A 24,486-nucleotide genomic window follows, 5' to 3' on the forward strand; every position below is an offset into this window, starting at 1 on the left:
TATGATTTTCCTTTTTAAGAATGTAAGAACCGTAATCAAGGTAGAAAAGCTATTGGTAGAAGCCGGATTAAACGTAGTAATTCGTCCTGTACCAACAAATGTTTCTAGCGAGTGTGGGATGTGCGTACAAGTAAGCGATGAAGATTCTGCTAATGCTTGTATGCTACTGAATAGTAAAGATATTTTGTTTCATAAAATAGAAATTGAGAAATGATAGATCTCCTAACGACTGTCGAATATGGTGGCTGTTCCGCAAAGTTATCCGCAAAGGAGTTGGATAAGCTACTTGCCAGCTTCCCTTTGTTTAACGATCCCAATATTTTAGTCGATAATTCTTTGCATGATGACGCCGGGGTGTACAAAATATCCGATGACCTTGCATTAATATTTACTACCGATTTTTTCCCTCCAATTTGCTCCGATCCATTTACGTTTGGAAAGATAGCAGCTGCTAACTCGCTAAGTGATGTATATGCCATGGGAGGTGTTCCTTTTATGGCGCTGAATATTAATATGTATCCGTCTACTCTGCCAGTCGAAGGATTGGCTGAAATTATTCGAGGCGGAAATGAAATAGCACTTGAGGCTGGTGTCGCAATTCTAGGAGGGCATACTATCGATGATGCAGTTCCAAAGTATGGTATGGCCGTTGTCGGGAGAGTTAATCCTAATCGAATAATTACAAATTCAGGGTTAAAAGTTGGTCAAAAGTTGATTCTTACAAAGCCACTTGGAACGGGAGCCATTCAGGCTGCTCAACGTGTAGGATTAGCATCTAAAGAACAGATCGATGAGATATTAGTGTCTATGTCTACCTTAAATGCTCGCTCATTAAATGTATTGAATGAATTTAGTCCTACGGGAGGAACTGATATCACAGGTTTTGGTTTAGGTGGACATGCATTTAGGATGGCAAAGGCTAGCAATGTAAGTATAGAAATTTACCAAGACCAGCTGCCTTACTTTAGTGGGGTGAAGCTGATTTATGAAACGGGTTGTATTCCTGGGGCTTCTTTTAGGAATCGAGAGTTTTTGGGAGATGAGGTAGACTTTTCAAATAGCCTTTCTTATGAAGAAAAGATGCTTATTTTTGATGCCCAAACATCAGGTGGTCTTCTATTTGGAATCGATGAGAATCTGGCGATTTCGGCTATTGAATTGCTGAAAAATGGGAATCTGAATGGTTGGATTGTAGGGGAAGTTAAATCAAAATCAGCCAATGTTGTTTATGTTAAATAAGAAGAGCGAGAAATTCTCGCTCTTCTTATTTAATCGTCATTCTCATCATATGAATCGTCTGCAGAATCGGGGAATTCGTTAGTTTCAGATTCAGAATCGTCACCTCCGAAAATATCCTTATCCTCGTCTTCACCCTTAATGCGATTATCTATCTTAACATCAACCTTGATAAGATAGCTTACATCTGGAGTATCTAGCGTAATAGCATAGAAGTAGTTACCTCCAGGCTTTTCAACTTTGATTACAAAGTCATTCCATCCGTTAGGATACTTCTTCTTTACTTCCTCAAGAATCTCGGGTGATAAATTCTTGTAGCTAGTTACTACTCTTTTTTTATTAGCAGTCTTTCTTTCCATACAATGATCTGTTGTCCTTGAATTCAACTGCAATAATACATCAAAAATTAATATTGAATCAATACCAAAACAGAAAAAAGATCTTCAATTTTTGATAGAATTTTTTATAACTATTTGCGACATTAAATAAACTATAAAAGAGTGAATGCGTTGTTTCATTCATATATTGTGCTACTTCAATATATGTCCTATAATGTATATTATGTTAAGAAGAAAGGGTGCAAAAAAGAGAGGTTGGTTTCCTCTCTTTTTTTGCTTTATAGAGACTGAAGTATATTAGTAAATTCTTCACACTTCTTCTTCATATCTTCGCTTTCGTTTCTAAATCGGAAGTAGATATTCTTGATGTTCTCAACTACAAACTTATCTTTTGGATTAATGCTGTAGGCTTGAAGGAATTTTTGTAAAGCAATTTTATGATTCTCATCGCCAAGCTTTATCAATCTATCATATTCTTTTTGGTTGTTAACATCAACCTTGTTTGATTGATCATAATACTTAACCCCAATATTGTAGTATACTACACCGAGGTTACACCATCCCTCAAAATACTTTGGATTTAGCTCAATTGCTTTATTGTACGATGCAATTGCATTTTCGGGTTCGTTGATTTTTTCGTAGAACGAAGCTTTTACAAAGAAAAGTGATGGATTTTTTGGATCGAGTCCTATAGCTTTATCAATGTAAGGTAAAACATTTTTTGGATCCTCATTTTGGCTAATGTAAAGATTAATGATTCCAAAAATATTAGCTGTATTTGAAGGATAGAGTTCTGATCCTTTTAGGTAAGCCTCTTTAGATTTTGCGTAAGCCTCTTTAGATTTTGCAGGATTTTTTACAGTATCTTTTGCCTCCCCCATGTAAGCTTCTCCTATAATTCGATATACATCCCCATTTTGGTTGCATTTGTTATCTAGGCAGATTTGAGCATACTTAATGGCTTGGTTGAAATTGCTAGCTTCTATGAATGCATAAGCAGCATAGTAAGAAGAAGCTGTGTCTGGTGCATTTACAGACTGATTTGCACTGCATTGATATGCATATCCATAGTTTTCTGCTGCTTCGGCTTTATTGGAAGCATTGTATGCATTGTTTGCCTTCTTAAAGAAGTAACTTTTATAGGTGGTATAAAGATCTTTTGCTTTTTTTGACGCTTTAGGATCAAGGCTTATTGCTTTTTCAATTGCTTCAAACCCTGTTACTAATGGCTTCTCAACGCCAGAATTCTTTATGTTCCAGTAAAGAAGTTTTCCTCCTTCGAAGAAAAGATCAACGTAAGGGTATTCCATTTTTGTTAAAGCCTTGCCATTAACCTCTACATTTGAAGTGGTGGTTGGTTTACCTATTAATAGGTCTGCTTCTTTATCAGACATTCCTGGATATGCGCCAGCAAGTGGTGCTTCAGAGATTTCACCAAAAACCTCTGCCCTTTTTAACCATGTTTTATAGCTAGCGCCTGCTTTTGTATCAGCAATATCATAATTGCTTTTCTCGGCCTTTGCTTTAACAGATTCAGGACTATAATCCTTTTGAGCAAAGCCCAAATTAAATGCAAATGCTAATGCAATTGCAAAAGTGAACTTTTTCATGGGTAACAAAGTATTAAATTTGTGTTGATTTATTCTTGTTCTTTGGAATCTCCTAAAAAGCCAGAGATTTCTATTCCTTCCTGAAGTTCCTCTTCTTTATCTTCCGACTTGGGAACACTAGCAACAGAAGCTATTGAATCATTGTTTCTCAGATTTATTAACTTCACTCCTTGTGTTGCTCTACCTGTAACGCGAATATCTGCAATTGCAAGGCGAATTGTTAATCCAGACTTATTAATTATCATCAAGTCATTCTGATCGGTGACATTCTTTATTGCTATAAGCATGCCCGTTTTCTCTGTGATATTCATGGTGCGTACACCCTTGCCTCCTCGGTTGGTAACTCGATACTCATCGAGTTGTGATCGTTTTCCAAATCCATTTTCAGACACCACGAGAATATTTTCTTCGTCTTGATTGTCAACGCAAACCATACCAATAACTTCATCGTTTTCAGAAATGGCTATTGCTTTTACACCTGCTCCTGTACGACCTATTGCTCGAATCTTTTCTTCATTAAAGCGTATTGCTTTACCTTCACGAGATGCTATCAAAATTTCGTTACTTCCATTGGTCAGCAATGCTTCAAGAAGTTGGTCACCATCTTTAATGGTAATAGCATTTACGCCATTGGTTCTAGGACGTGAGTATGCTTCAAGTTTTGTCTTCTTAATAATACCCTTTTTGGTACATAGAACAATATAATTGTTTTCAACGTATTCTTTTTCGGTGAGCCTTTTTACATTCATATACGCTTTTACCTTGTCGTTTGGCTCAATATTCAGTACGTTCTGTATCGCTCTTCCTTTTGAGGCTTTAGTTCCTTCGGGGATATCGTAGACTTTTAACCAGTAACATCTTCCATTTTCTGTAAAGAAGAGCATGGTATTGTGCATGCTGGTTACATAAATATGTTCTATGAAGTCTTCGTCACGTGTAGTACTACCTTTTGATCCTACTCCTCCTCTCGATTGCGTACGATATTCGGTAAGTGGAGTACGCTTAATGTAGCCTAAGTGCGAGATTGTAATCACAACATCTTCGTCTGCATAGAAATCTTCAGGATTAAACTCCTCTGCATTAAGAATTATCTCTGTCCTACGTTCATCCCCATACTTTTCTTTAATTTCAATAAGTTCGTCTTTAATAACTTGCATTTGAAGAAGTGGATCAGCAAGAATTGCGCGTAAGTGGTTTATAAGTATGAGAAGTTCATCGTACTCGCTTTGAAGTTTTTCACGTTCAAGACCAGTTAAACTCCTCAAGCGCATATCAATGATTGCACGTGCTTGTATTTCACTTAGTTCAAGTCTTTCGACAAGAGTATTTTGTGCTTCATCTGGAGTTTTTGAATTGCGGATGATGGAGATAACTTCATCAAGATGATCCAGCGCCTTCAGCAACCCTTCGAGGATATGTGCACGCTTTTCTGCTTGATCGAGTTCAAATTGAGTACGTCTAATTATTACCTCATGACGGTGACGAACGAAGTATTTTATTAACTGTTTAATGCTAAGTATTCTAGGACGGCCATCTACCAATGCAATGTTGTTGATTGGGAATGACGATTGAAGTTGTGTGTGCTTATATAGATTGTTGAGTACAACATTAGCAACTGCATCCTTTTTAAGGATGATTACAATGCGCATTCCAGTACGATCTGACTCATCGTTTATGTAAGATATTCCTTCAATTTTCTTATCGTTGATAAGGTCTGCAATTTTTTTAATCATTTCAGCCTTATTAACCATATATGGAATTTCAGTAACGATGATCTTTTCACGGCCCGATTCGGTTACCTCAATTTCTGTTTTTGAGCGAAGTACGACTTTACCTTTACCTGTTTCAAATGCATCTCTAACACCTTGATAACCGTAAATTATGCCTCCAGTTGGAAAATCTGGTGCTTTGATATATGCCATCAACTCTTCAATGGTAATATCATTATTATCGATGTAAGCGCAAGTAGCATCTACGATCTCAGAAAGATTGTGAGGAGCCATATTGGTCGCCATGCCTACAGCAATGCCTGATGAACCATTTAAAAGGAGCATCGGTATTTTTGAAGGAAGAACAACAGGCTCTTCAAGAGTATCGTCAAAGTTTGGCTTAAAATCTACTGTGTTTTTTTCAAGATCAGCGAGAGCCTCTTCTGCCAACTTTTTAAGGCGCGCTTCGGTATAACGCATTGCAGCAGGGCTGTCTCCGTCAACTGAACCAAAGTTACCCTGTCCTTCGACAAGAGGATAACGCATAGACCATTCCTGAGCCATACGAACCATTGCATCGTAAACAGAGGTATCCCCATGAGGGTGAAATTTTCCGAGAACTTCCCCTACAATTCTAGCGGATTTTTTATAAGGACGATTTGAGTAAACTCCTAGTTCATTCATCCCGAAAAGGACTCGTCTATGGACTGGCTTAAGTCCATCTCGAACATCTGGGAGTGCACGAGCCACAATAACCGACATAGAATAGTCGATGTAAGCGGTCTTCATCTCCTCTTCAATGTTGATTTTAATGATCTTTTCTCCTTGACTCATATTGTATTATCTCTCTAGTATTGGCAAATTTGGTTCGCTAAGGTACTCAATTAGCCGTTAAAATCATTGCGTTTAGCAAATGATTTTCAACAATTATTAATCTTATTCGTTATAGATAAAAGTACAAAAAAAGAATTATCTTACAATTATGTTTGTCTTCAAAATTCTTTTTGTATAAGGGTTTGATAGACAATTAAGTACTTTAAAAATTTGACCGTATGGATTTAAAATTCAGCGATAAAATTAAAAACGTAATAACTTACAGCAAAGAGGAAGCAATACGACTTGGCAACCAGTCAATTGGTGCCGAACATTTGCTACTAGGTATTATTAGAGAAGGAACAGGTGTCGCTATTGAAATTCTTAATGATTTGGATGTAAATATTGACACCCTCAAAAAATCGATTGAAGATAAGGTTCGTACAGATGTAGTTTTACCAATAAACGATATCGAAAATGTAAACTTGCTTAAATCGGCAGAACGCGTTTTGAAACTTGTTCATTTAGAAACTAAAGCATTGAAAAATGATGTAATAGGAACAGGGCACCTTCTTCTAGCCCTAATGCGTGATGGTAGTATTTCGCTCTTTGATCAAGATGTTGATTATGTTAAGGTGAAACATCGCCTTGAGTCTAAAACGATAAAAGCGCAAAGCGACTTTAATGATGATGATGACGAGAAGGATATCTTTTCTTCAAAGTCAAATTCTGGTCAGAAATCTAACTCAAATACTCCTGTACTTGATAACTTTGGAATTGATCTAACTCGAGCGGCTGAAGAAAACAAACTAGATCCAATTGTAGGACGGGAAAAAGAGATAGAGCGTATTGCTCAGATTCTCAGTCGCCGTAAAAAGAATAATCCTATTCTTATTGGCGAACCAGGTGTGGGAAAATCAGCAATTGCAGAAGGCTTAGCCCTACGCATAGTTAAACGTCAGGTTTCACGTGTACTTTTTGGTAAGCGTGTAATTACACTTGACCTTGCTTCTATTGTTGCAGGAACCAAGTATAGAGGACAGTTTGAAGAGCGGATGAAAGCAATATTAAATGAACTTTCTCAGGTTACCAACATCATTCTGTTTATTGATGAAATTCACACAATAGTAGGTGCTGGAGGTGCTACGGGTTCTTTAGATGCGGCAAACATGCTTAAACCGGCTCTTGCTCGTGGTGAAATCCAGTGCATTGGTGCAACAACACTTGACGAATACCGAGAATATATCGAGAAAGACGGAGCTTTAGAACGTCGCTTTCAAAAGGTTATTGTTGAGCCAACGACACCTGAGGAAACTGTCGAGATATTAAACAAAATAAAAAGCAAATACGAAGATTACCATAACGTTATTTATACGTCAGAGGCTATTGATGCGTGCGTAAAGCTCACCATGCGATATGTAACAGATAGATGTCTACCAGACAAGGCTATTGATGCATTAGACGAAGCTGGTTCTAGGGTGCACATCTCTAATATAAGGGTTCCTGAACAAATATCTCTTGTCGAAAAACAAATTGAAGATGCTAGAGCAGAGAAACTTGCAGCGGTAAAAAATCTACAGTTCGAAATTGCTGCAAACTTCCGAGATAAAGAGAAAAAGTTAATGGAGATGCTCGAAATGGAACAGCAACAGTGGGAACGAGATCTTTCAAACAATAAACAAGTTGTTGATGAAGAAAAAGTTGCTGAAGTTGTGGCGCTTATGACTGGTGTTCCTGTTCAACGTATTGCACAAGGAGAAGGTTCTCGATTGCTGAAGATGGCTGAAGAACTAAAAGGTAGCGTTATTGGTCAAGATGAGGCAATTGGAAAAATTGTCAAGTCAATACAACGCAATCGTGCAGGCCTTAAAGATCCTAATAAACCAATTGGAACATTCGTATTTTTAGGTCCAACTGGTGTTGGTAAAACTCAGTTAGCCAAAGTTCTTGCCAAATATCTATTTGATTCTACAGACAACCTTATTCGTGTAGATATGAGCGAGTATATGGAGAAGTTCTCCGTTAGCCGCTTGGTTGGAGCACCTCCAGGATATGTTGGATATGAAGAAGGTGGGCAACTTACCGAAAAGGTTCGCCGTAAACCTTACTCAGTTGTCTTACTCGATGAGATTGAGAAAGCTCATCCCGATGTGTTCCATCTATTGCTACAGGTGCTTGACGAAGGTTTGTTGACAGACTCGCTTGGACGCAAGATTGACTTTAAGAACACCATTATCATAATGACTTCTAACATAGGAAGTCGTGAACTTAAGGATTATGGTCAAGGTATGGGATTCCCAACTAATGCAAAAGTTGATCAGTTTAATGAAACCTCGAAGGGGGTCATTCAAAAAGCGCTAAAAAAAGCATTTGCACCTGAATTCTTAAATAGAATCGACGATATCATTCTATTTAATGCATTGTCAAAGAAGGATATATTCAAGATTATTGATATTGAGCTTAAGGGACTATTTATGCGTGTGTTCCAGCTTGGGTATAAGATTCACATATCTCCAGCTGCAAAAGATTTTATCGCCGAGAAGGGATTTGATGTTCAATTTGGAGCACGACCTCTTAAGAGAGCTATTCAAAAGTATCTTGAAGATCCAATGGCAGAGGTGATTATCCGCGCAGATCTAAAACATGGAGATACGCTATCTGTAAATCTTAATAAAGATAAAACGGATGTGGTGATCAAAAAAATATCAGCAAAAGGAGATAATTCTTCAAATAAAATTGAACAAAAAGATAATGTAGAGGTCTAGTTTTTAAATCATTTTTGGACTCGAAACGGTGAATAAGAACAACACAAAAGGAAAATTGCTATTGGAGTGGATTCTAAACTAATTCGCTTGAATGGTTTAAATGGTAAGGTAAATGACCTAACATTTGTTTAAAAATGTTTCTACAGTACAGGGGAAATTACAGTATCCTATCATAAGGATGTCAACTTTGGGACTAATTACACAGCAGTTCTTGAAGTCGCTAATCAATTAGTGTAAACGGAAATAGATAAGGACGAAATAGAAAGAGCGGTTTTATAACCGCTCTTTCTATATAAACTTAGCAAAAAGGTCAAACTCCTCCGCATCAGTAATTTCAACATCGTATAATTCGCCAATTATTGCATCTCGATCAGTATCAATAAGCACCTCTTGATCTACTTCTGGGGAATCATACTGAGAACGTGCGATGTAGAAATCTCCCTCAAAGCGGTCGATGAGGACCCTCATCTTTTTTCCAACGCGTTCCTGATTTTTTTTCAGCGCAATTCCGGATTGTAGTTGCATGATAGCCTCTACCCTTTCCTGTTTTGTTTCCTCGCTTACTGAGTCTTCGAAGTTGATTGCTGCAAAAGTATTTTCCTCCTCAGAGTATGGAAACACCCCTAACCTATCAAATTTTACATCCTTAACGAATTCAACAAGTTGCTGAAATTCATCCTCTGTTTCACCGGGATGCCCTACAAGTAATGTGGTTCTTAAGGCAATATCAGGAATTTCTGTCTTTAACTTATTTATTAGGGCGTATGTTTCTTCGCGATTAATTCCACGGCGCATCTTCTTAAGAACCTTATCGCTAATGTGCTGAAATGGAATATCCAAGTACTTGCATACTTTTGGATTATACCGAATTACATCAATCACATCATCTGGGAAATAAGTTGGGTAAGCATAGTGCAGTCTAATCCACTCTATCCCTTCTATCTCCGAAAGTTTATTGAGTAGCTCTGCAAGCATTCGCTTGCCGTATATATCTAAGCCGTAGTAGGTTGTATCTTGAGCAATTACAAGAAGTTCCCTTACACCTTTTGCTGCAAGACTCTTTGCCTCGGCAACCAGATTTTCGATTGGGACAGAAACGTGCTTTCCTCTGATTAATGGAATAGCGCAATAAGAGCATCCCCAGTTACATCCCTCTGAAATTTTAAGGTAAGCGTAATGTTTGGGGGTTGTGATGGTACGTTCTCCTAGAAGATCTGATTTTAGATCACCTCCAATTACGTTTATAATATCTTCCAGATTATTAACTCCGAAGAACTCGTCAACCTCGGGAATTTCTAACTGCAACTCCTTTTTGTAACGCTCCGAAAGGCAACCCATTACAAATAGGTGACGAATTTTGCCCTTTTCCTTTGCGTGAGCAAATGATAGAATGGTATCAATTGATTCCTCCTTTGCGTCGCCTATGAATCCACATGTATTGATAACCACTACCTTTGCACTGGTGTCGTTAGAATCATGTACAACGTTATAGCCATTTGCCTCTAATTGCTTGTAAAGTCTCTCTGAATCAACTAGGTTCTTAGAGCAACCAAGCGTAACAATATTTATTTTCTTTTTATTCATCTACAAGGTATAGGTGCGCAGTTGGCTACAAATTGAAGAGCGATTCAACAAAAGTTTTTCGATCGAAAAGTTGTAAATCGTCGATCCCTTCGCCAACACCAATGAACTTTACGGGGATTTTAAACTGATCGGAGATGCCAATAACGACGCCACCTTTTGCGGTTCCATCGAGTTTAGTAAGCGCTAAGGCTGTAACATCCGTTGATTTTGTAAACTGCGTTGCCTGTTCGAAGGCATTCTGACCTGTAGAACCGTCGAGAACTAAAAGAACTTCATGGGGTGCATCAGGAATAACCTTTTGCATTACGTTCTTGATCTTCGAAAGCTCGTTCATCAGGTTTATCTTATTATGGAGGCGTCCTGCTGTATCGATGATAACCACATCGGCATCATTTTTTTTCGCAGATGACAGCGTATCGAAAGCAACAGATGCAGGATCTGAGCCCATTTGCTGCTTAATAATGGTAGATTTTGAGCGCTCAGCCCAAACTGTAAGCTGTTCGATTGCTGCGGCACGGAAGGTATCGGCAGCTCCAAGGTAAACCTTTTTGCCGTTGTTGGTTAGCTGAGCGGCTAACTTGCCTATGGTTGTAGTCTTGCCTACACCATTAACCCCAACAACCATAATAACATAAGGTTGTTTGTCATCGCCGTAGGTTACCTTATTGTTGTAAACCGAACTGTTCTCTTCCAGAAGGTTGACAATCTCCTCCTTTAAGATGGCGTTGAGTTCATCGGTACCCATGTACTTGTCACGGGCAACTCGATCCTGTATTCGCTCAATTATCTTGACAGTCGTTTCGACTCCCACATCAGACATTATTAGAGCCTCTTCCAGATTGTCCAAGACATCATCATCTACGCGCGATTTACCGGCAATAGCACGTGATAGTTTGGATAGAACGCTTTCTTTAGTTTTTTCGAGTCCTTTGTCTAGCTGTTCTTTTTTTCCTTTCGAGAAGAAGTCGAATAATCCCATTGTTGTAGGTTTTAAAACGATGCCAAATATAAAAAAAGCTTCTTTATTCAAGAAGCTTTTCTAAAACAGTGAAATATTATCGAAATTACTTTTTTGTAAAGAATTCCTTAACGTCTCCGGTTGGAACCATTTCTTCTTTAAAAGTATAGGCTCCAGACTTCTCAGACTTTACCATTTTGATACATTTGGTAAGCTCCTTACCGCCTCCTTCTTTCTTCAGAGTTGCAACTACTTTCTTTGCCATGGTTCAAAAACTATTTAATTTCTCTGTGGAGAGTTACTCTTTTCAAAATTGGGTTATACTTTCTTCTTTCGATACGTGCTGGTGTGTTTTTCTTGTTCTTTGTAGTCACGTAGCGAGAAGTTCCTGGCATACCACTTTCCTTATGCTCGGTGCACTCAAGAATTACTTGAACTCTATTACCTTTTTTAGCCATTTCTTGAATCTCCTAATTAATAAATGCCGATTAAACCTGCAGCCTGAGCTTTATCCAAAGCGTTCTTAAGGCCATTCTTGTTAATAGTGCGAATACCTTGAGCTGAAACCTTCAAGGTTACCCATCTGTTTTCTTCAACTAGGAAGAATCTTTTGGTCTTCAAATTAGGTTCGAAAGTTCTTTTAGTTCTTCTCTTAGAGTGAGAAACATTATTACCAACTTGAACTTTTCTTCCGGTGATTTGACAAACTTTTGACATTGTTATACCGTTTTTCTTTTCTTTCTCTTCAAACAGGGTGCAAATTACGCGATTTTATTTCAATTATTCAAACTTTTAGACATCTTTTTTTGAGTTTTTACTCTGCCTTTAAAATCTGAATTCTTAGCATGTTTAGAGCTGCTGCTGTTGCTCTTGCCATTGTTCTCTCGCGGTTATTTCCAAAATTGTAAACTGCGGATATTGTGCCATTTGGCGATGCTACGGCAATCCATGTTGTACCTACTGGCTTTAAGTCTGTTCCTCCATCGGGACCGGCGATGCCTGATGTTGCAACGGCAAAATCGGTTTTAAGAAGTGCTCTTGCGCCTTCGGCCATTTGCTCAACAACCGCTTTGCTTACTGCGCCATCGGTAATAAGAGCGCAGGGATTAACCTTTAGCAGGTCTTTTTTCACCTCATTATCGTAGGCGACTACTCCACCTTTAAAGTAGAGAGATGCGCCGGGTACGGAAACTATGGTAGATGCTATGGTTCCTCCTGTGCACGATTCTGCTGTTCCTACGGTTAAATTTCTACTTTTCAGCATACGTCCAACGACTTCCTCAAGTGTTTCATCCTGATAGCTAAATATATCTTCCTGAAGAATAGGTTTAAGTTTATTTACCTGTTCGTCAACGGCATCAACTAGGTCTCTTTTGCTATTACCACTTGCAGTAATACGTAAACGAACGCCATAAAGGCTAGGAAGATAAGCTAACTTCATATTTTGTGGTAGACCTATCTCCCACTCTTCTATTCGTTTAGCCAAAACCGACTCAGGAACACCTGTTGTCATAATTGTTTTATGAACAATGGCTTGCATGCAGCTTTCCTTTACTAAAAGGTTAAGAATAGCCTCTTCCATAAGCCCCTTCATTTCGAAAGACACACCAGGCATTGATACTAGCAACTTCCCATCCTTTCTAAAGACCATACAGGGTGCTGTACCGTTGTAGTTCTGTATAACCTCGCAAACTTCGGGAACTTCAGCTTGCATGTAGTTGATATCGGTGACGGATATTCCTCTTCGTTGAAGCAGTTCTTTTACTCGATCAAGCGTTTGCTGATCGGTCTTAAAGCCGCACTGGAAGTATTCCGCTAGGGTTTTCTTGGTGATATCGTCCTTGGTAGGACCTAATCCTCCAGTCATCAGAATTGCATCGGCACTTGCAAAAGCATCATCTAATGCCTTATATATTTGTTTCTTACTATCGCCAATTGAGGTTATCTTTGATAGATGGATTCCGTTTTCGTTTAGCTTAGAGCCAATCCATGCCGAATTCGTATCAACAACCTGGCCAATAAGTAGCTCGTCTCCTATGGTTATTACCTCTACTTTCATCGGATATCTTCTTTAAAATGATGGTTAAACTTACCGAATAGTTCCCTTTATTGGTTTCACTTTAGGTGAATTTAACGGGAAAAGGAGTTTAGCGAAGTTATCTCGGAAGTTAGAGGGATGATTCTGGGGCTTTGCATCTTTGTATTGAAATATACTTGTTGGCAAATTGCATCACGAAAATTGCTAGTTTTGTCACCCGCTTTTACGAGGGTCATCAATCCAATAAAGCACCTATTTCCAGTCGTTACAGAATCCAATCCATGCCATCGAAATACCACAAAGACAACAAAAGTTCCGAATATGAGCTGCAGACTGTACCAAAGGAGCAGAAGGTGCTATCAAAAAAGCAGCATGCTTTCAACAGGCTCACTCAGCGTATAGAATCGCTAAAGCAGGACATTCGGGAGGATTCGTCGAAGCTTGACATCCTTATGGAATTATACGGTAACGAAGTTGCGCCTCAATACCCCCGAATTGCCGAATTGCGCATAAATCTGGCAAAAGTGCTAGCCCGTGCTACCGAGCGAATCAACTTTTCGAGCAGGCACTACAGCGCCATCGGCGATGCTATTGTTTCGCTTTGCGAAGAGGCTTTTGGCGATATCGACATGAATCCAGAACTCGAGGAACTCTATGATAGATGGTCTGCAGAAAGTTACCGCGCCAAGCTTAGCCAGCGGCTGTATAGGGCTAAGGAAATGTTTGCCGATATGATGCGCGACCGCTACGACGTAGATATTGATGTGGAGGATATTGAGGATTCTACCGAAGGGTTTGCCCAGTTTAAGCAGCGCATGAAGGCTCAAGTAGAGCAGGACAGGCAGCAATTCTGGCAGGAGCGCCATCAAAAAAGCAAAAGACAACGCCAACAAGAGGCTGCAAAAAAAGCAGCGGAAGAGCAAAAACAGCGTAGCATCCGCTCCATTTATATTGCGCTTGCCAAGGTTGTGCATCCCGATGGTGAAAAGGATGATGCTGCCAAGGTTGTAAAAGAGGAGGTAATGAAAAAGGTGGTAGCAGCATACGAGCAGCAAGATCTGCAAATACTTCTAACCCTAGAGTTGGAATGGATTCATCAAACTATCGAAAACCTTCAGCAGCTTACCGATGAAAAGCTGCAGGTGTATCTGGATGTCCTAAAGCAGCAGGCTGACGATTTGGAGAAAGAGAAGGTAGAGCTGCTGCATTCGCCCAAGTATGGCGCTGTTGCAGCCTACTCGAGCATGCCCCTAAACATTGCCAAAAGCCGTATACTAAAGGATAAGCGGGAGCTGAAGGATTACAACGGCTGGCTTATGGCTGCCGCATCAGCATTTAGAAGTCTGGATGCCAAGCACTCCATCATGGAGTTTGTTGCTGCATACAACGAAAGGCAGCAGAACAACAGCGCTGACGATGGCTGGTACGATGTTCAGATTTAATTCCCAATCTTTACTTCAATTGTAAGGCTGGAAGCAATAAGCCCCAGCCTTATGAAGATATTATTCTCGGTAGCCTTATAGCGGCTTTACGCTCTACCTTTGAAGCATCATTTGCATAATCCCACCTCCGTTACTTACATTGGTGAATCCCAGCTGCTGTAGAATTCGCTGTCCGTAGGCCGAACGTGCCCCAGATGCGCAGTAAAGCGTAATAGTTCTTGAAGGGCTTCCTAGCTCGTCAACCCGCATTTGCAGCTCATCCAGAGGAATGTTAATGGCCTTCGGGTAAGCTCCAGAATTAAACTCATCGGGAGTACGTACATCAATAATTATTGGCTCGTTAGAAGAACTTGTGGTTGTAGCCTTGTTACTTCTTCGCGACATCATAGTCGAGAGTCCTCCTCCATTCGTAACATTGGAATAGCCCATCTGCATCAGCATGCGCTGCGCATAGGCAGAACGGGCACCGGATGCGCAGTAAACGGTGATCTCTCGGGATGGATTGTCACCTAGCTCTTCGATACGGTCCGATAGCTCATCGACAGGAATATTAATGGCGTCAGGATACGCTCCGCTTGCAAATTCTTGCTGTGTACGAACATCAATCACAATGGGGGAATTGGAGTCAACAGCCTTCACCTCTACCCTTTTTTCAACCACTTCCGCTTCCTCTTCTACCGATTTTGAATGAATAGGTAGAAGTCCTACTTTGATGGTCTTAAATCCGATAGCTCTTGCATGGCGTTGAAGCGAGGTATGCCCTCCCGATAGGTTGGTAACATTCCTAAAACCGGCTCCAACTAACGTTCGTAGCGCTTGATGACCTTTTTTGCCGGTCTCGTCGTATACGGCTATGGGGCGATTGGTTGGAATAGATGAAAGCTGCTGTGGAAGAATCTCTAGAGGAATGCTTAGCGCACCTTCAACATGGCTTTTCTCGAAGGCAAAGACGTCGCGAACATCAATAATAACAGGATTCTTTCCTGCAAAGAATTCATCTAATTCCGACGCTATTATCGATGGGCTAAATCCTGATATCCTATTCTCTGCTGTAAAGGCTGCCATATTAATAGCGTCGTTTGCCGTACCAATTGGAGGCGAGTAGGCGAAATCGATATCTGCCAAATCGCTTACGGTAAGCCTTGCTGCTGTGGCGGTCGCAATTACGTCCAACCGTTTGTCGGCACCCTTATAGCCAGCAGTCTGTCCTCCTAGGATTACACCAGTGGTACGGTCGTAAACCAGCAGGGCTGTTACAGTTTCCGCTCCGGGATAGTACGAGGTATGGTGTTCCTTATGAACCACAACGGCATCGGCATCTATGCCCGCGGCACGTGCCTGCTTCAACGACAATCCGGTTATTCCGGCAACGGCACCGAATACCCGAACCACCGAAGTGCCAATGGCTCCTTTGTAGCGGTGTGCACCTCCTAGCGCATTTTCGGCTGCGATTCGTCCTTGTCGATTTGCGGGGCCTGCCAAAGGAATACGTACCCTTTTACTGTTAACGCGATGCTCGATCTCCACCATATCGCCAGCCGCAAAGATGTCGGGATCGGAAGTTTGCAGCAGGTCGTTAACCAGCAAACCTCCCGATTCGCCAACCGCTAGCCCTGTATCTTTAGCCAGCTGTAGGGTTGGACGAACCCCTATCGAGAGTATAACCATGTCGGCATCCAATACTTTACTGTTATCAAGCTTCACCGATCTCGATCCAATTTCCACAACTCCTCTTCCAGTGTAAATTCCGACGCCGTAAGAGAGCATCTCGGTTTCGATGAAACCAGCAGTTTCGGCTTCCATGATTGCCATAACATGCGGCATCATCTCCACTACGTTTACGCTCAACCCACGTTTGGCAAGGGCCTCTACCATTTCGAGCCCAATAAACCCGCCTCCAACAACTACGGCATTTTGAGGTTGTCTATCATTTATGAAGTTGGAGATTTTGTCCATATCCTCTAGCGTCCATAGGGTAAATACATGGTCTTGATCGGCACCTGGTAGCTCGGGCTTGATTGGACGTCCACCTTGTGCGAGAATCAGCTTGGTGTATTCAAATACCTTTTGCTCTCCGCTACAGCTATCTACAGTATTAATAAGGTGCGCCTCTCTATCAATCGAAGTTACCAGAGTATGGGTGTGCACCTCTACGTTGTACTGGTCGTTGAAGCTTTCGGGGCTTTGAAGGATTAGCTTCGAGCGGCTCTCAATATCGCCCCCAATGTAGTAGGGCAAGCCGCAGTTTGCAAACGAGATATCGGGACCTGCCTCGAGCATGACAATCTTTGCTTCGGGCGAAATGCGACGTGCCTTTGCGGCTGCGGTTGCTCCCGCAGCAACACCTCCAATGATCAGAATCTTTTCCATGTTTCTATTACTTTTTTTGACTATTCTTTCGTAAACGGTTCTTTACAGAACCTCGGCAAGGAATAAGCTTGATACCATCAGCCATCTACCTGAAATTACACAGCAATCCAGGCGTGTTGTGATGGTTGCATTCCGTATTGCAAACCTACGTCGATCGTGATTTAAACCGTAGAATTGCCGATTGATAGGTACCAAGCTGCGAGCTGATATTGAACAGCTAAATCGGTGGCAGGCTTTTGTGGGGCTCTGTGGAATTATCCTTAGCACCTACCCTCCTATTTTGTGATACACATATGGAGGATGTAGTAACATCTGAGCGCTTGGGATTAGCTCATGGAGTAGGCTACCTCTGGCAGAAGAGGATTTTGTGGACTGGAGGCAGCTCTACAGCAGTAACCTGAAGGCCATTGGCCAGTAGCGTAAAGCACCTTCACTATTTTCAACAAGCGGCGAAAAAGCCTTGCATGCGCACATGCAGGTATGAAAAACGAATTTTTGGTGCTTGCATGCCCACATGAAGGCACCAAAAAAGTTTTTGGAGGGCTTGCATGTGCGCATGTCACCCCTACCGCCCATTTCCTGAGTGGATAAGCTATTCTACCATCCCCCACATGAGGCTACCCTGGTTTACCAGCTTATGTGATGCCGCTCAGAAGGCAGCCTTATACTTATAGAAAAAAACGATGAAAAAACCGACGTAGTCTAAAACCGATACCAGTGATAAATGTTCTGGTCTTGTTCCTGTTCTCTACAAATTGAGAGAAAAGAAAAGAGCCCGCATTTGCGGGCTCTTTTCTTGCTTATCAAATGAGCCTCTCACCGGACTTGAACCGGCGACCTACGCATTACGAATGCGCCGCTCTACCGACTGAGCTAAAGAGGCTTGTTGTTTGATGCTGCAAAAATAGTATTAATTTCCTTTATTGTCCTTCTCTACCCGAATTTTCTTGTTTTTCTCGATTATTGAGGGCTTCCGAATAGAGCGCGACAACGTAGCTGTTTTTGATTTTTTGACATTTTTCGAGCCACTTTTTGGCTAGACCAATATCCCCCAGCATTTCGCAGGCAAGCGATATGTTAAAGGTTGCCGCATAAACATCATCCTTGTCCGATGATGAAAGGAAACCTTGCATTAACGATATCACCTCTTTCCATTTGAATTCCTGAATTAGGTTGTCAACTTTCCGAAACTGAGGATCGGGGACGGTAAGGTAGTACCTATACTGTTCCTGCCAAAATGGAAGGATCGAATAGCCAATCTTTTGAGCAACCCTATAAGATACATCATCAGCAATTATCGAATCGAGTTCCGCTCGCGACACCCTTTCATATTGGTCGTAGTATAGCGAATCTTTGTCGAGCAATTCGCGGACTAGGGTTCCTTCTTTGGCGTCGTAAACATGCCACAACGAAGCGTATACTGCCTTGTATGATGTCGGATCGGTCTTGCTTATTAGCGTACGCAAAAGCGAAAGCTCAACAATATACTTAGGGTTTTCCAGCTGAGAATAGCGCCAAATTTCTTCTGATGTAAGAAGGTCTGGTTCGCGTTGGTTAATTGGCTTGTAAATGACGCGAACATAGTTCTGCGAATACGTTCCTAGTGAGCGGAAGTAGCTGTTAAACCCATTTACAGCATTTGCAACCTGAAGCGAATCGTCAACAAATGCGGACGTTTGTTTGCTTATCAGCTTATTGTGGTGTTTGTAATTCGCAACAACCATAATACGCTCATTGTCATTTAGCGATATCCTTTCAGCACTAGGTATTAGTACATCAACATTAACCGTTTTAGTTGTTACCGCACACGATGATGCCGTAAGCACTAAAAGCAAATAAGCTAGATAATTTCGCATAGCAGATATAGAAGAATAGAGCTACTAATATAATAAAAAAACCACCCTCAAAAGAGGATGGTTAAAATTGTATGCTTTTTTACCACTAAATATTCATACCTCCGCAAACGGTAAGAACCTGGCCGGTTACATAGGAAGAAAGATCTGAAGCAAAGAAAAGACAAGCGTTAGCAACATCTTCTGGAGTCCCACCTCTATGCAAAGGAATCTTAGATGCCCACTCATTCTTAACGTCTTCAGGCAGCTGGTCTGTCATCTCTGTCATGATAAAGCCAGGAGCAATAGCATTATGGCGAATATTACGCATGCCCATTTCCTTAGCAGCCGATTGGGTAAATCCGATAATACCAGCTTTTGAGGCTGCATAGTTACACTGATTGGCATTTCCAGAAACACCGACTACCGAACTCATATTAATAACGCTACCTGACGCTTGCTTCCACATAATGGGTTGAACCGCTTTGGTAAAGTTAAATACCGATTTAAGGTTTACCGTTATAACAGCATCCCATTGAGCTTCGGTCATACGCTTTAAGGCCCCATCTTTGGTAATACCAGCATTGTTCACCAAAATATCTACGCGTCCAAAATCACTTGCTATTTCACCTACAACCTTTTGGGTGTCTTCATAGCTGGCTGCATTTGATGCATATCCTTTTACTTTAACGCCCAATGCTGCAATCTCTTTTTCAGTAGCCTGCACTGCTTCGTTATACTCCAAATCGGTAAATGCAATACTGCAACCTTCAGCTGCAAAACGCAACGCAATTGCCTTACCAATACCACGTGCTGCCCCAGTTATGATGGCTACTTTCCCTTCTAATAAATTCATTGAAATTGAAATTAATTAGGTTTATGACTGAGAGCAAATGTACAAAAAATATCTCTTCACGAAAAAATGTTGCTTTAGCCAAAGGATAATAGAAGAATGTTGATATTTTTGTTTCAATAATAAATGGCCTTTTCTAAAAGTAATTCTTTTCGTAATGAGAATAAGACTTAAACTGCGTACGAAGCTTATCCTAAGCATTTTGGCTGTTGTTTTTTTAGCGTACTCGGTAAGTATATACGAGCAAATAAGGGGAGTTAATGCGTTAAAGAGCAAGTATGCTGAAGAAATTGCTCTTCGAGTAGGTAAAGATTACTCATTGAGGATGCAAAATGAGATTAATTCGAAGTTCATCGCAACTTCGAAGATGGCAAAGGAGCTAAACTTGCTGCTATCAAAGCCAGTAAATGAGCGACCTGATGCTATAAAACAGATGTTGAACAGTATTGCTGAAGCAAATCCTTCAATAGCTTCGGTATGGGTATCCGTCGAACTATGCAACTTGAATCCGTCATACACAAAAAACTATGGACGAGTTCGGTTTACCTATTTTAGGGAAAGTGGAGCATTAAAGTATCTGCAGGATACGTTGAACCTAAAAGGCGATGATAAATCATCCATATACTACAATGTCAAGGTAAAGAAAACCAATCTTCTTACAAATCCCTACTGGTATAGCTACAACAAGAAAGACAGCATACTTGAAACAAGCATTGGCACTCCAATTCTATCAAATTCTCGCTTTGCAGGTCTTACAGGCTTTGATATTTCCTTAGAGTCTTTTCAAACGATGATAGCGAGTATCAAACCAATGAAGGGGGCTAGATCATTTATACTTTCGGCTGATGGCTCAGTAATTGCGGCTAATAATTCCAAATTTCGAGGCAAGAAACTTCAAGATATTTATAGCGAGGCTTCTGAGGCAAACCTTACAGACCGTCTAGCATTAAACAAGCCTTTTGGATTTGAAGTAAAGTTCGAAGAATTATATCACTATGCGGTTTTACCTGTATACTTCAATTCTGCAAAAACAAGTTGGGCTTTTGGTTTTGCTGTCCCATCAAAAGAGCTACTAGGGAGCGAGAACAACACAACGGATAGGCTTTTACTGTTTGCGATTCTTTCGATGCTGGTTATTATAGGTGTAATTTGGTATATCTCGTTTAAAATTACCCAGCCACTTTATCGTGTTAATAGAGCCTTAAAAAACTTAGCCGAAGGAAAAATCGATGAATCGAACAAGGTTAAGGTAGACACTAACGATGAACTACACGATATTGCTGGCTCAACGAATGAACTTATCGACAGCATGGTACGCACGGTTGAGTTTACAAGCGAAGTTGGTAAAGGCAATACAAGTATTGAATTTAAGCCAAAGAGCGATAATGATTTGTTGGGTGTTTCACTCCTCAGTATGAAACAAAATCTTGATGAAGCCAAGAGATTGGAAGCAATCAGAAAAATTGAGGATGAAAAGATTAACTGGGCAACCCATGGTGTTGCACTCTTTGGAGAATTGCTTCGACACCACGAAACGAACCTAGAAGACTTCTCCTACCATATTATAAGCCACCTAATCGATTACATTAAGGCTGATGTTGGAGGATTATTCCTAATCAACGATCATGAAAATGGCGATCGTACAATCGATTTGATGGCATGTTATGCATACGATAGGCGCAAGTACGAGGAAAAGAGCCTTATAATTGGCGAGGGACTTGTTGGTCGATGTGTTCAGGAGAATGAAACTATTTTCATTACTGATGTTCCAGAATCGTACATTACCATCGGATCGGGATTGGGCGAAAATAAGCCTTCGTGCATCTTAATAGTACCTCTAAAGCTTAATGACGAGGTGTACGGTGTACTTGAACTCGCATCGTTTGAGGTGTTTGAAAAGCATGTAATCGACTTTGTTGAAAAAATCGGTGTTACTATCGCGTCTACCATTTCGACAACACGTATCAACATTAAGACACAACAACTACTTGAAGCCTCAAAATTCCAAGCCGAAGAACTTTCTGCTCAGGAAGAGGAAATGCGCCAAAACATGGAAGAACTTCTTGCCACACAGGAAGAAGCTGCGCGAAAATCAAAAGAAATTGAAAATCTACTCGATTCTTTGAGTGCTGCAAGTAATATAATAGAATACGATATCGAAGGCTATGTAATTGTGGCAAACGATTCGGTGCTAAATCTTCTTGGAATGCGACGCGAAAACCTTATAGGGTTAAACATTAAGGAAATCGACTCTTATGCGAACAAGCATTTTAACGAGTTTTGGAATAACATTAAACGCGGCATACCTGCTAAGGTAAAATCTGAACTTACAGGTGTAAGTTCATCGGTAGTGCTATACGAAACCTTTATTCCAGTAGCAGATGAGGATGAAAAGGTGTATAAGATTATGGTAATAGGTCAGAATCTCGAAGAGTTTGTTGCTCTTTCCGAAAAGAATGCCAGCGCCACCTCTTTGAACTAACTTAAAGTTCCCTATATTTAAAGGCCTAATGTATTAACATTAGGCCTTTTTTATTGTAATAGACAGACATTTGTACGCTAAGACTTGAAATTTGAAGCGACAAAGTGTTGGTTAAGTGAAACCTTTTTATTCTGTTGGACGATGAACGTTAGAATTTTACTGTTGTTGGGAATTATCATGGTAGGGTGCAGAAGTAAAGATGTCCCACTCCCCATCCTATATGTAACTATTGATGACGCTGCTGCCTTCGACGATTTTGTTTATACGAATAATGGCTACCTTCTTATATTTAAAAACTACAATAAAGACGCTAGGGATTTTTCGCTTTTTCTTAAATCGGACAATAAACAGCTGCCGATGCAACCTGTTTTCCCATTATCGTTACGAGACTCTCTTTTTTCCTCAAACCTAATTTATTCGCTAGTTGGAAAAGAAGGAGAAAGTTGGTTGCTTTTTGATAAAACCTCACAAAAAAAGGATTCTCCTAAAAGGTATAAGCTGATTAAGTACGATTTTCTGAGCCGCACAACTCTGAAAACCTACTTTATTCTTCCAATTCACGGACGCAGCTTTGCTAATGTATCGGAGCTGCAGATAGATGAGAAGAATGAAATGATGTATTATGCAGACAACGATAAAAATGATATTGTATCGATTAACATGGTAGATGGAACTATGAAATCATTTTCGTTTTCGGCCAATGCGTCGGTAAATCCTATTCTATCTTCCATGAAAATAGTACAAAAGGATTCTATAAACCAGAGCACACCTTTAAAGCTTGCTCTGAATAAAGATCGTTCTTTACTCTTCATTATTGAACTCAAAAAGGGGAATCTATACTCTATAAAAGAAGAATATATAATCAATAAGCAATTCTACAGCCAAGATATTCTATCTCAAATCATGTTAGTGGAAAACGATTTACAGGATGTTGTAGATGTTGAATTTGACAGAAGAGCACGACCAATTGTTGCTACAAGAAACTCCATATATCTTATCAGGAATAATGATAAGAAAACAATAGTAAAAGACTTTAAGTATGGTGATATAACTGCTATTTCCTACACCAATAACAGAGTATACTTTAGCGTAAAATCGAATAAGTACAATATTTACTATATAGATATGGTGAGGTGAAAAATTGACATCGCCAATGCAATAATAAAACAAAGAGCTGCCAGTTGGCAGCTCTTTGTTTTATTATTGCATTCAATTTTAATCAAATAGAACTATTTTGCTAAGCCGATTTTCTTTAGGATCTCAGCAGGAATAGCATTCTTATGAACCATAATGTTCATGGTTTTGTAGATAACAAAAGGACGAGAGGCGTAGAAGTATCCTTTATATGGATTATCGGTATTCCAAGAGTTTTTCACTAAGTAAAACTTTTCTCCACGTTGATCTTTTGCAATACCTTCGATAACCATACCGTGGTCATCGGTAGTTTGGTAGTTATCAAATGCATCTTGGCGCATCTTTTGGGTGATGGTCTGCTCAACAACGGGATGATCGAGATTGTAGAACATAGACTCGCGGTCTTTAGCCGAAAGCTCAGTCCACTTAGACTTCTCTGAGTTGTTTAGAACGGCAACATCAGTTTGTGGGATTACGGCAACCCCCTTGTTGTACTGGAAGCCCTTTTCGCTTACATCAGCACCCCAGGCAATAGAGTAACCATTATTAATGGCGTTGTCTATAACCTGCTCTAGATCTTCCATTGGAATATTGTAAGACTCTTCGTTTAGCCAGTTATCTGGAATTTCGAGGGAGAACTTTTTGTAGAATGGATGGTGAGTGTACGAAGTGAAAGAAACATAATCGTCGGAATTGAGACTTAGGCTTTTTGCAAACGATTCAGGAGTATACTCAACACCTTTATAGGTAAACTTATCTGGTTTAGGACCTAGATAGGCATCAAGAATGCCATCAAAACCCTTCTTCCAAGCGGTAGAAAGCTTTTTATTTGGGTTCTTTACTATTACATCAACATATGCCTTAGTTAATGCATCCAATTCGCCATGAACATGCTTTGGTTCTCCATACTGAAGTCCAGCATAAGCCTCTTCGGGAATAAAACCAAAGTTATTCATTACCCAGAAAATGTCGAAGGTTCCACCGCCACCACCAAAGTTGCAGTTGCCTTGCATGCGAACGTACTTTTCGGCTTTTGCTGAATAGCAGTTGCGAACAAGCCACATTTCCGACAAGTCGAACTCACCCTTACCGTTGCGAAGCAGCTCGTTTTCAATAAAGCTTAGTCCTGAGAAACTCCAGCAGGTACCTGAGCGGAACTGATCCTTAACGGACGTTCCAGGAACTTGCTTGACCACCGTGAATTTGTATCCTTCTGGCTTAGATTCCTCCTTCTTTTTGTCCTTTTGTGCATATGCTCCAATAGCAAAGATTGCAGCAATGGCAAATACAAATAATTTTTTCATTAGAGCTGTTATTTTAGT

19 protein-coding genes and 1 tRNA gene are annotated in these 24,486 nt (G+C 40.4%); 6 read left to right on the plus strand and 14 right to left on the minus strand.

Translation table 11 applies throughout. The features are described 5' to 3' along the window. Position 1 precedes the first annotated feature (1 nt). Both ACHZA1_RS17295 and selD read left to right on the plus strand, forming a co-directional pair. Positions 2-214: a DUF3343 domain-containing protein gene (locus ACHZA1_RS17295; protein WP_394701042.1), complete on the plus strand. Its 213-nt coding sequence runs from the start codon at positions 2-4 to the stop codon at positions 212-214. Next, the gene (selD, locus tag ACHZA1_RS17300; RefSeq protein ID WP_320053108.1) at positions 211-1,239 is read left to right on the plus strand and encodes a selenide, water dikinase SelD; all 1,029 of its coding nucleotides are present in this window, start codon (positions 211-213) and stop codon (positions 1,237-1,239) included. The genes ACHZA1_RS17295 and selD overlap by 4 nt, the downstream gene beginning before the upstream one ends. Positions 1,240-1,268: 29 nt before the next feature. Here the strand turns inward: selD and ACHZA1_RS17305 are convergent, their stop codons facing one another. The 3 genes from ACHZA1_RS17305 to gyrA form a co-directional block, all read right to left on the minus strand. Continuing rightward, a complete protein-coding gene (locus ACHZA1_RS17305; protein ID WP_320053109.1) occupies positions 1,269-1,595 on the minus strand; it encodes a hypothetical protein in 327 nt (108 codons plus the stop codon). Between the two features lie 257 nt (positions 1,596-1,852). Beyond that, positions 1,853-3,184 carry a tetratricopeptide repeat protein gene (locus ACHZA1_RS17310; protein WP_320053110.1) on the minus strand — a complete coding sequence of 444 codons (1,332 nt, stop codon included), beginning with the start codon at positions 3,182-3,184 and terminating at the stop codon, positions 1,853-1,855. A gap of 29 nt (positions 3,185-3,213) precedes the next feature. Continuing rightward, entirely contained in the window at positions 3,214-5,727 is a 2,514-nt protein-coding gene (gene gyrA / locus ACHZA1_RS17315; protein WP_320053111.1) for a DNA gyrase subunit A, read from the minus strand. Between the two features lie 218 nt (positions 5,728-5,945). Here gyrA and ACHZA1_RS17320 point away from each other — a divergent pair, with 218 nt between their 5' ends. After that, complete coding sequence (locus ACHZA1_RS17320) at positions 5,946-8,471, plus strand: ATP-dependent Clp protease ATP-binding subunit (RefSeq protein ID WP_320053112.1); 2,526 nt, start codon at positions 5,946-5,948, stop codon at positions 8,469-8,471. Between the two features lie 288 nt (positions 8,472-8,759). Here the strand turns inward: ACHZA1_RS17320 and rimO are convergent, their stop codons facing one another. The 6 genes from rimO to ACHZA1_RS17350 form a co-directional block, all read right to left on the minus strand. Continuing rightward, on the minus strand, positions 8,760-10,055 hold the full coding sequence (gene rimO / locus ACHZA1_RS17325; RefSeq protein ID WP_320053113.1) for a 30S ribosomal protein S12 methylthiotransferase RimO: 1,296 nt from the start codon (positions 10,053-10,055) through the stop codon (positions 8,760-8,762). A gap of 25 nt (positions 10,056-10,080) precedes the next feature. Further along, the gene (ftsY, locus tag ACHZA1_RS17330) at positions 10,081-11,034 is read right to left on the minus strand and encodes a signal recognition particle-docking protein FtsY (RefSeq protein WP_320053114.1); all 954 of its coding nucleotides are present in this window, start codon (positions 11,032-11,034) and stop codon (positions 10,081-10,083) included. Positions 11,035-11,119: 85 nt separating this feature from the next. Continuing rightward, on the minus strand, positions 11,120-11,278 hold the full coding sequence (locus tag ACHZA1_RS17335; RefSeq protein WP_320053115.1) for a DUF4295 domain-containing protein: 159 nt from the start codon (positions 11,276-11,278) through the stop codon (positions 11,120-11,122). Positions 11,279-11,288: 10 nt separating this feature from the next. Beyond that, a complete protein-coding gene (gene rpmG / locus ACHZA1_RS17340; RefSeq protein ID WP_047450560.1) occupies positions 11,289-11,471 on the minus strand; it encodes a 50S ribosomal protein L33 in 183 nt (60 codons plus the stop codon). A gap of 16 nt (positions 11,472-11,487) precedes the next feature. After that, positions 11,488-11,730 carry a 50S ribosomal protein L28 gene (rpmB, locus tag ACHZA1_RS17345; protein ID WP_131839915.1) on the minus strand — a complete coding sequence of 81 codons (243 nt, stop codon included), beginning with the start codon at positions 11,728-11,730 and terminating at the stop codon, positions 11,488-11,490. A 97-nt stretch (positions 11,731-11,827) separates the two neighbouring features. Next, positions 11,828-13,072: a competence/damage-inducible protein A gene (locus tag ACHZA1_RS17350; RefSeq protein WP_320053116.1), complete on the minus strand. Its 1,245-nt coding sequence runs from the start codon at positions 13,070-13,072 to the stop codon at positions 11,828-11,830. A 260-nt stretch (positions 13,073-13,332) separates the two neighbouring features. Here ACHZA1_RS17350 and ACHZA1_RS17355 point away from each other — a divergent pair, with 260 nt between their 5' ends. Further along, positions 13,333-14,493, plus strand: a complete 1,161-nt coding sequence (locus ACHZA1_RS17355; RefSeq protein ID WP_320053117.1) for a hypothetical protein — start codon at positions 13,333-13,335, stop codon at positions 14,491-14,493. 93 nt (positions 14,494-14,586) lie between these two features. On the opposite strand, the gene ACHZA1_RS17360 is transcribed toward ACHZA1_RS17355, so the two are convergent. The 4 genes from ACHZA1_RS17360 to fabG all read right to left on the minus strand — a co-directional run bounded on the left by ACHZA1_RS17360 (position 14,587) and on the right by fabG (position 19,551). Then, positions 14,587-16,863, minus strand: coding sequence for an FAD-dependent oxidoreductase (locus tag ACHZA1_RS17360; RefSeq protein ID WP_320053118.1), 2,277 nt, complete (start codon positions 16,861-16,863; stop codon positions 14,587-14,589). A gap of 810 nt (positions 16,864-17,673) precedes the next feature. After that, positions 17,674-17,746 (minus strand) — tRNA-Thr (locus ACHZA1_RS17365). A gap of 37 nt (positions 17,747-17,783) precedes the next feature. Continuing rightward, entirely contained in the window at positions 17,784-18,719 is a 936-nt protein-coding gene (locus ACHZA1_RS17370) for a DUF6340 family protein (RefSeq protein ID WP_320053119.1), read from the minus strand. Positions 18,720-18,804: 85 nt separating this feature from the next. Further along, the gene (fabG, locus tag ACHZA1_RS17375; RefSeq protein ID WP_320053120.1) at positions 18,805-19,551 is read right to left on the minus strand and encodes a 3-oxoacyl-[acyl-carrier-protein] reductase; all 747 of its coding nucleotides are present in this window, start codon (positions 19,549-19,551) and stop codon (positions 18,805-18,807) included. Between the two features lie 154 nt (positions 19,552-19,705). On the opposite strand from fabG, the gene ACHZA1_RS17380 reads away from it, so the two are divergent. Together ACHZA1_RS17380 and ACHZA1_RS17385 are read left to right on the plus strand one after the other, a co-directional pair. Continuing rightward, the gene (locus ACHZA1_RS17380) at positions 19,706-22,030 is read left to right on the plus strand and encodes a GAF domain-containing protein (RefSeq protein WP_320053121.1); all 2,325 of its coding nucleotides are present in this window, start codon (positions 19,706-19,708) and stop codon (positions 22,028-22,030) included. Positions 22,031-22,171: 141 nt separating this feature from the next. Next, the gene (locus ACHZA1_RS17385) at positions 22,172-23,167 is read left to right on the plus strand and encodes a hypothetical protein (protein WP_320053122.1); all 996 of its coding nucleotides are present in this window, start codon (positions 22,172-22,174) and stop codon (positions 23,165-23,167) included. 92 nt (positions 23,168-23,259) lie between these two features. On the opposite strand, the gene ACHZA1_RS17390 is transcribed toward ACHZA1_RS17385, so the two are convergent. Beyond that, complete coding sequence (locus tag ACHZA1_RS17390; RefSeq protein ID WP_320053123.1) at positions 23,260-24,468, minus strand: C1 family peptidase; 1,209 nt, start codon at positions 24,466-24,468, stop codon at positions 23,260-23,262. Between the last annotated feature and the right edge of the window lie 18 nt (positions 24,469-24,486).

This window comes from uncultured Acetobacteroides sp., from assembly GCF_963667355.2.
Lineage (GTDB): Bacteria > Bacteroidota > Bacteroidia > Bacteroidales > ZOR0009 > Acetobacteroides.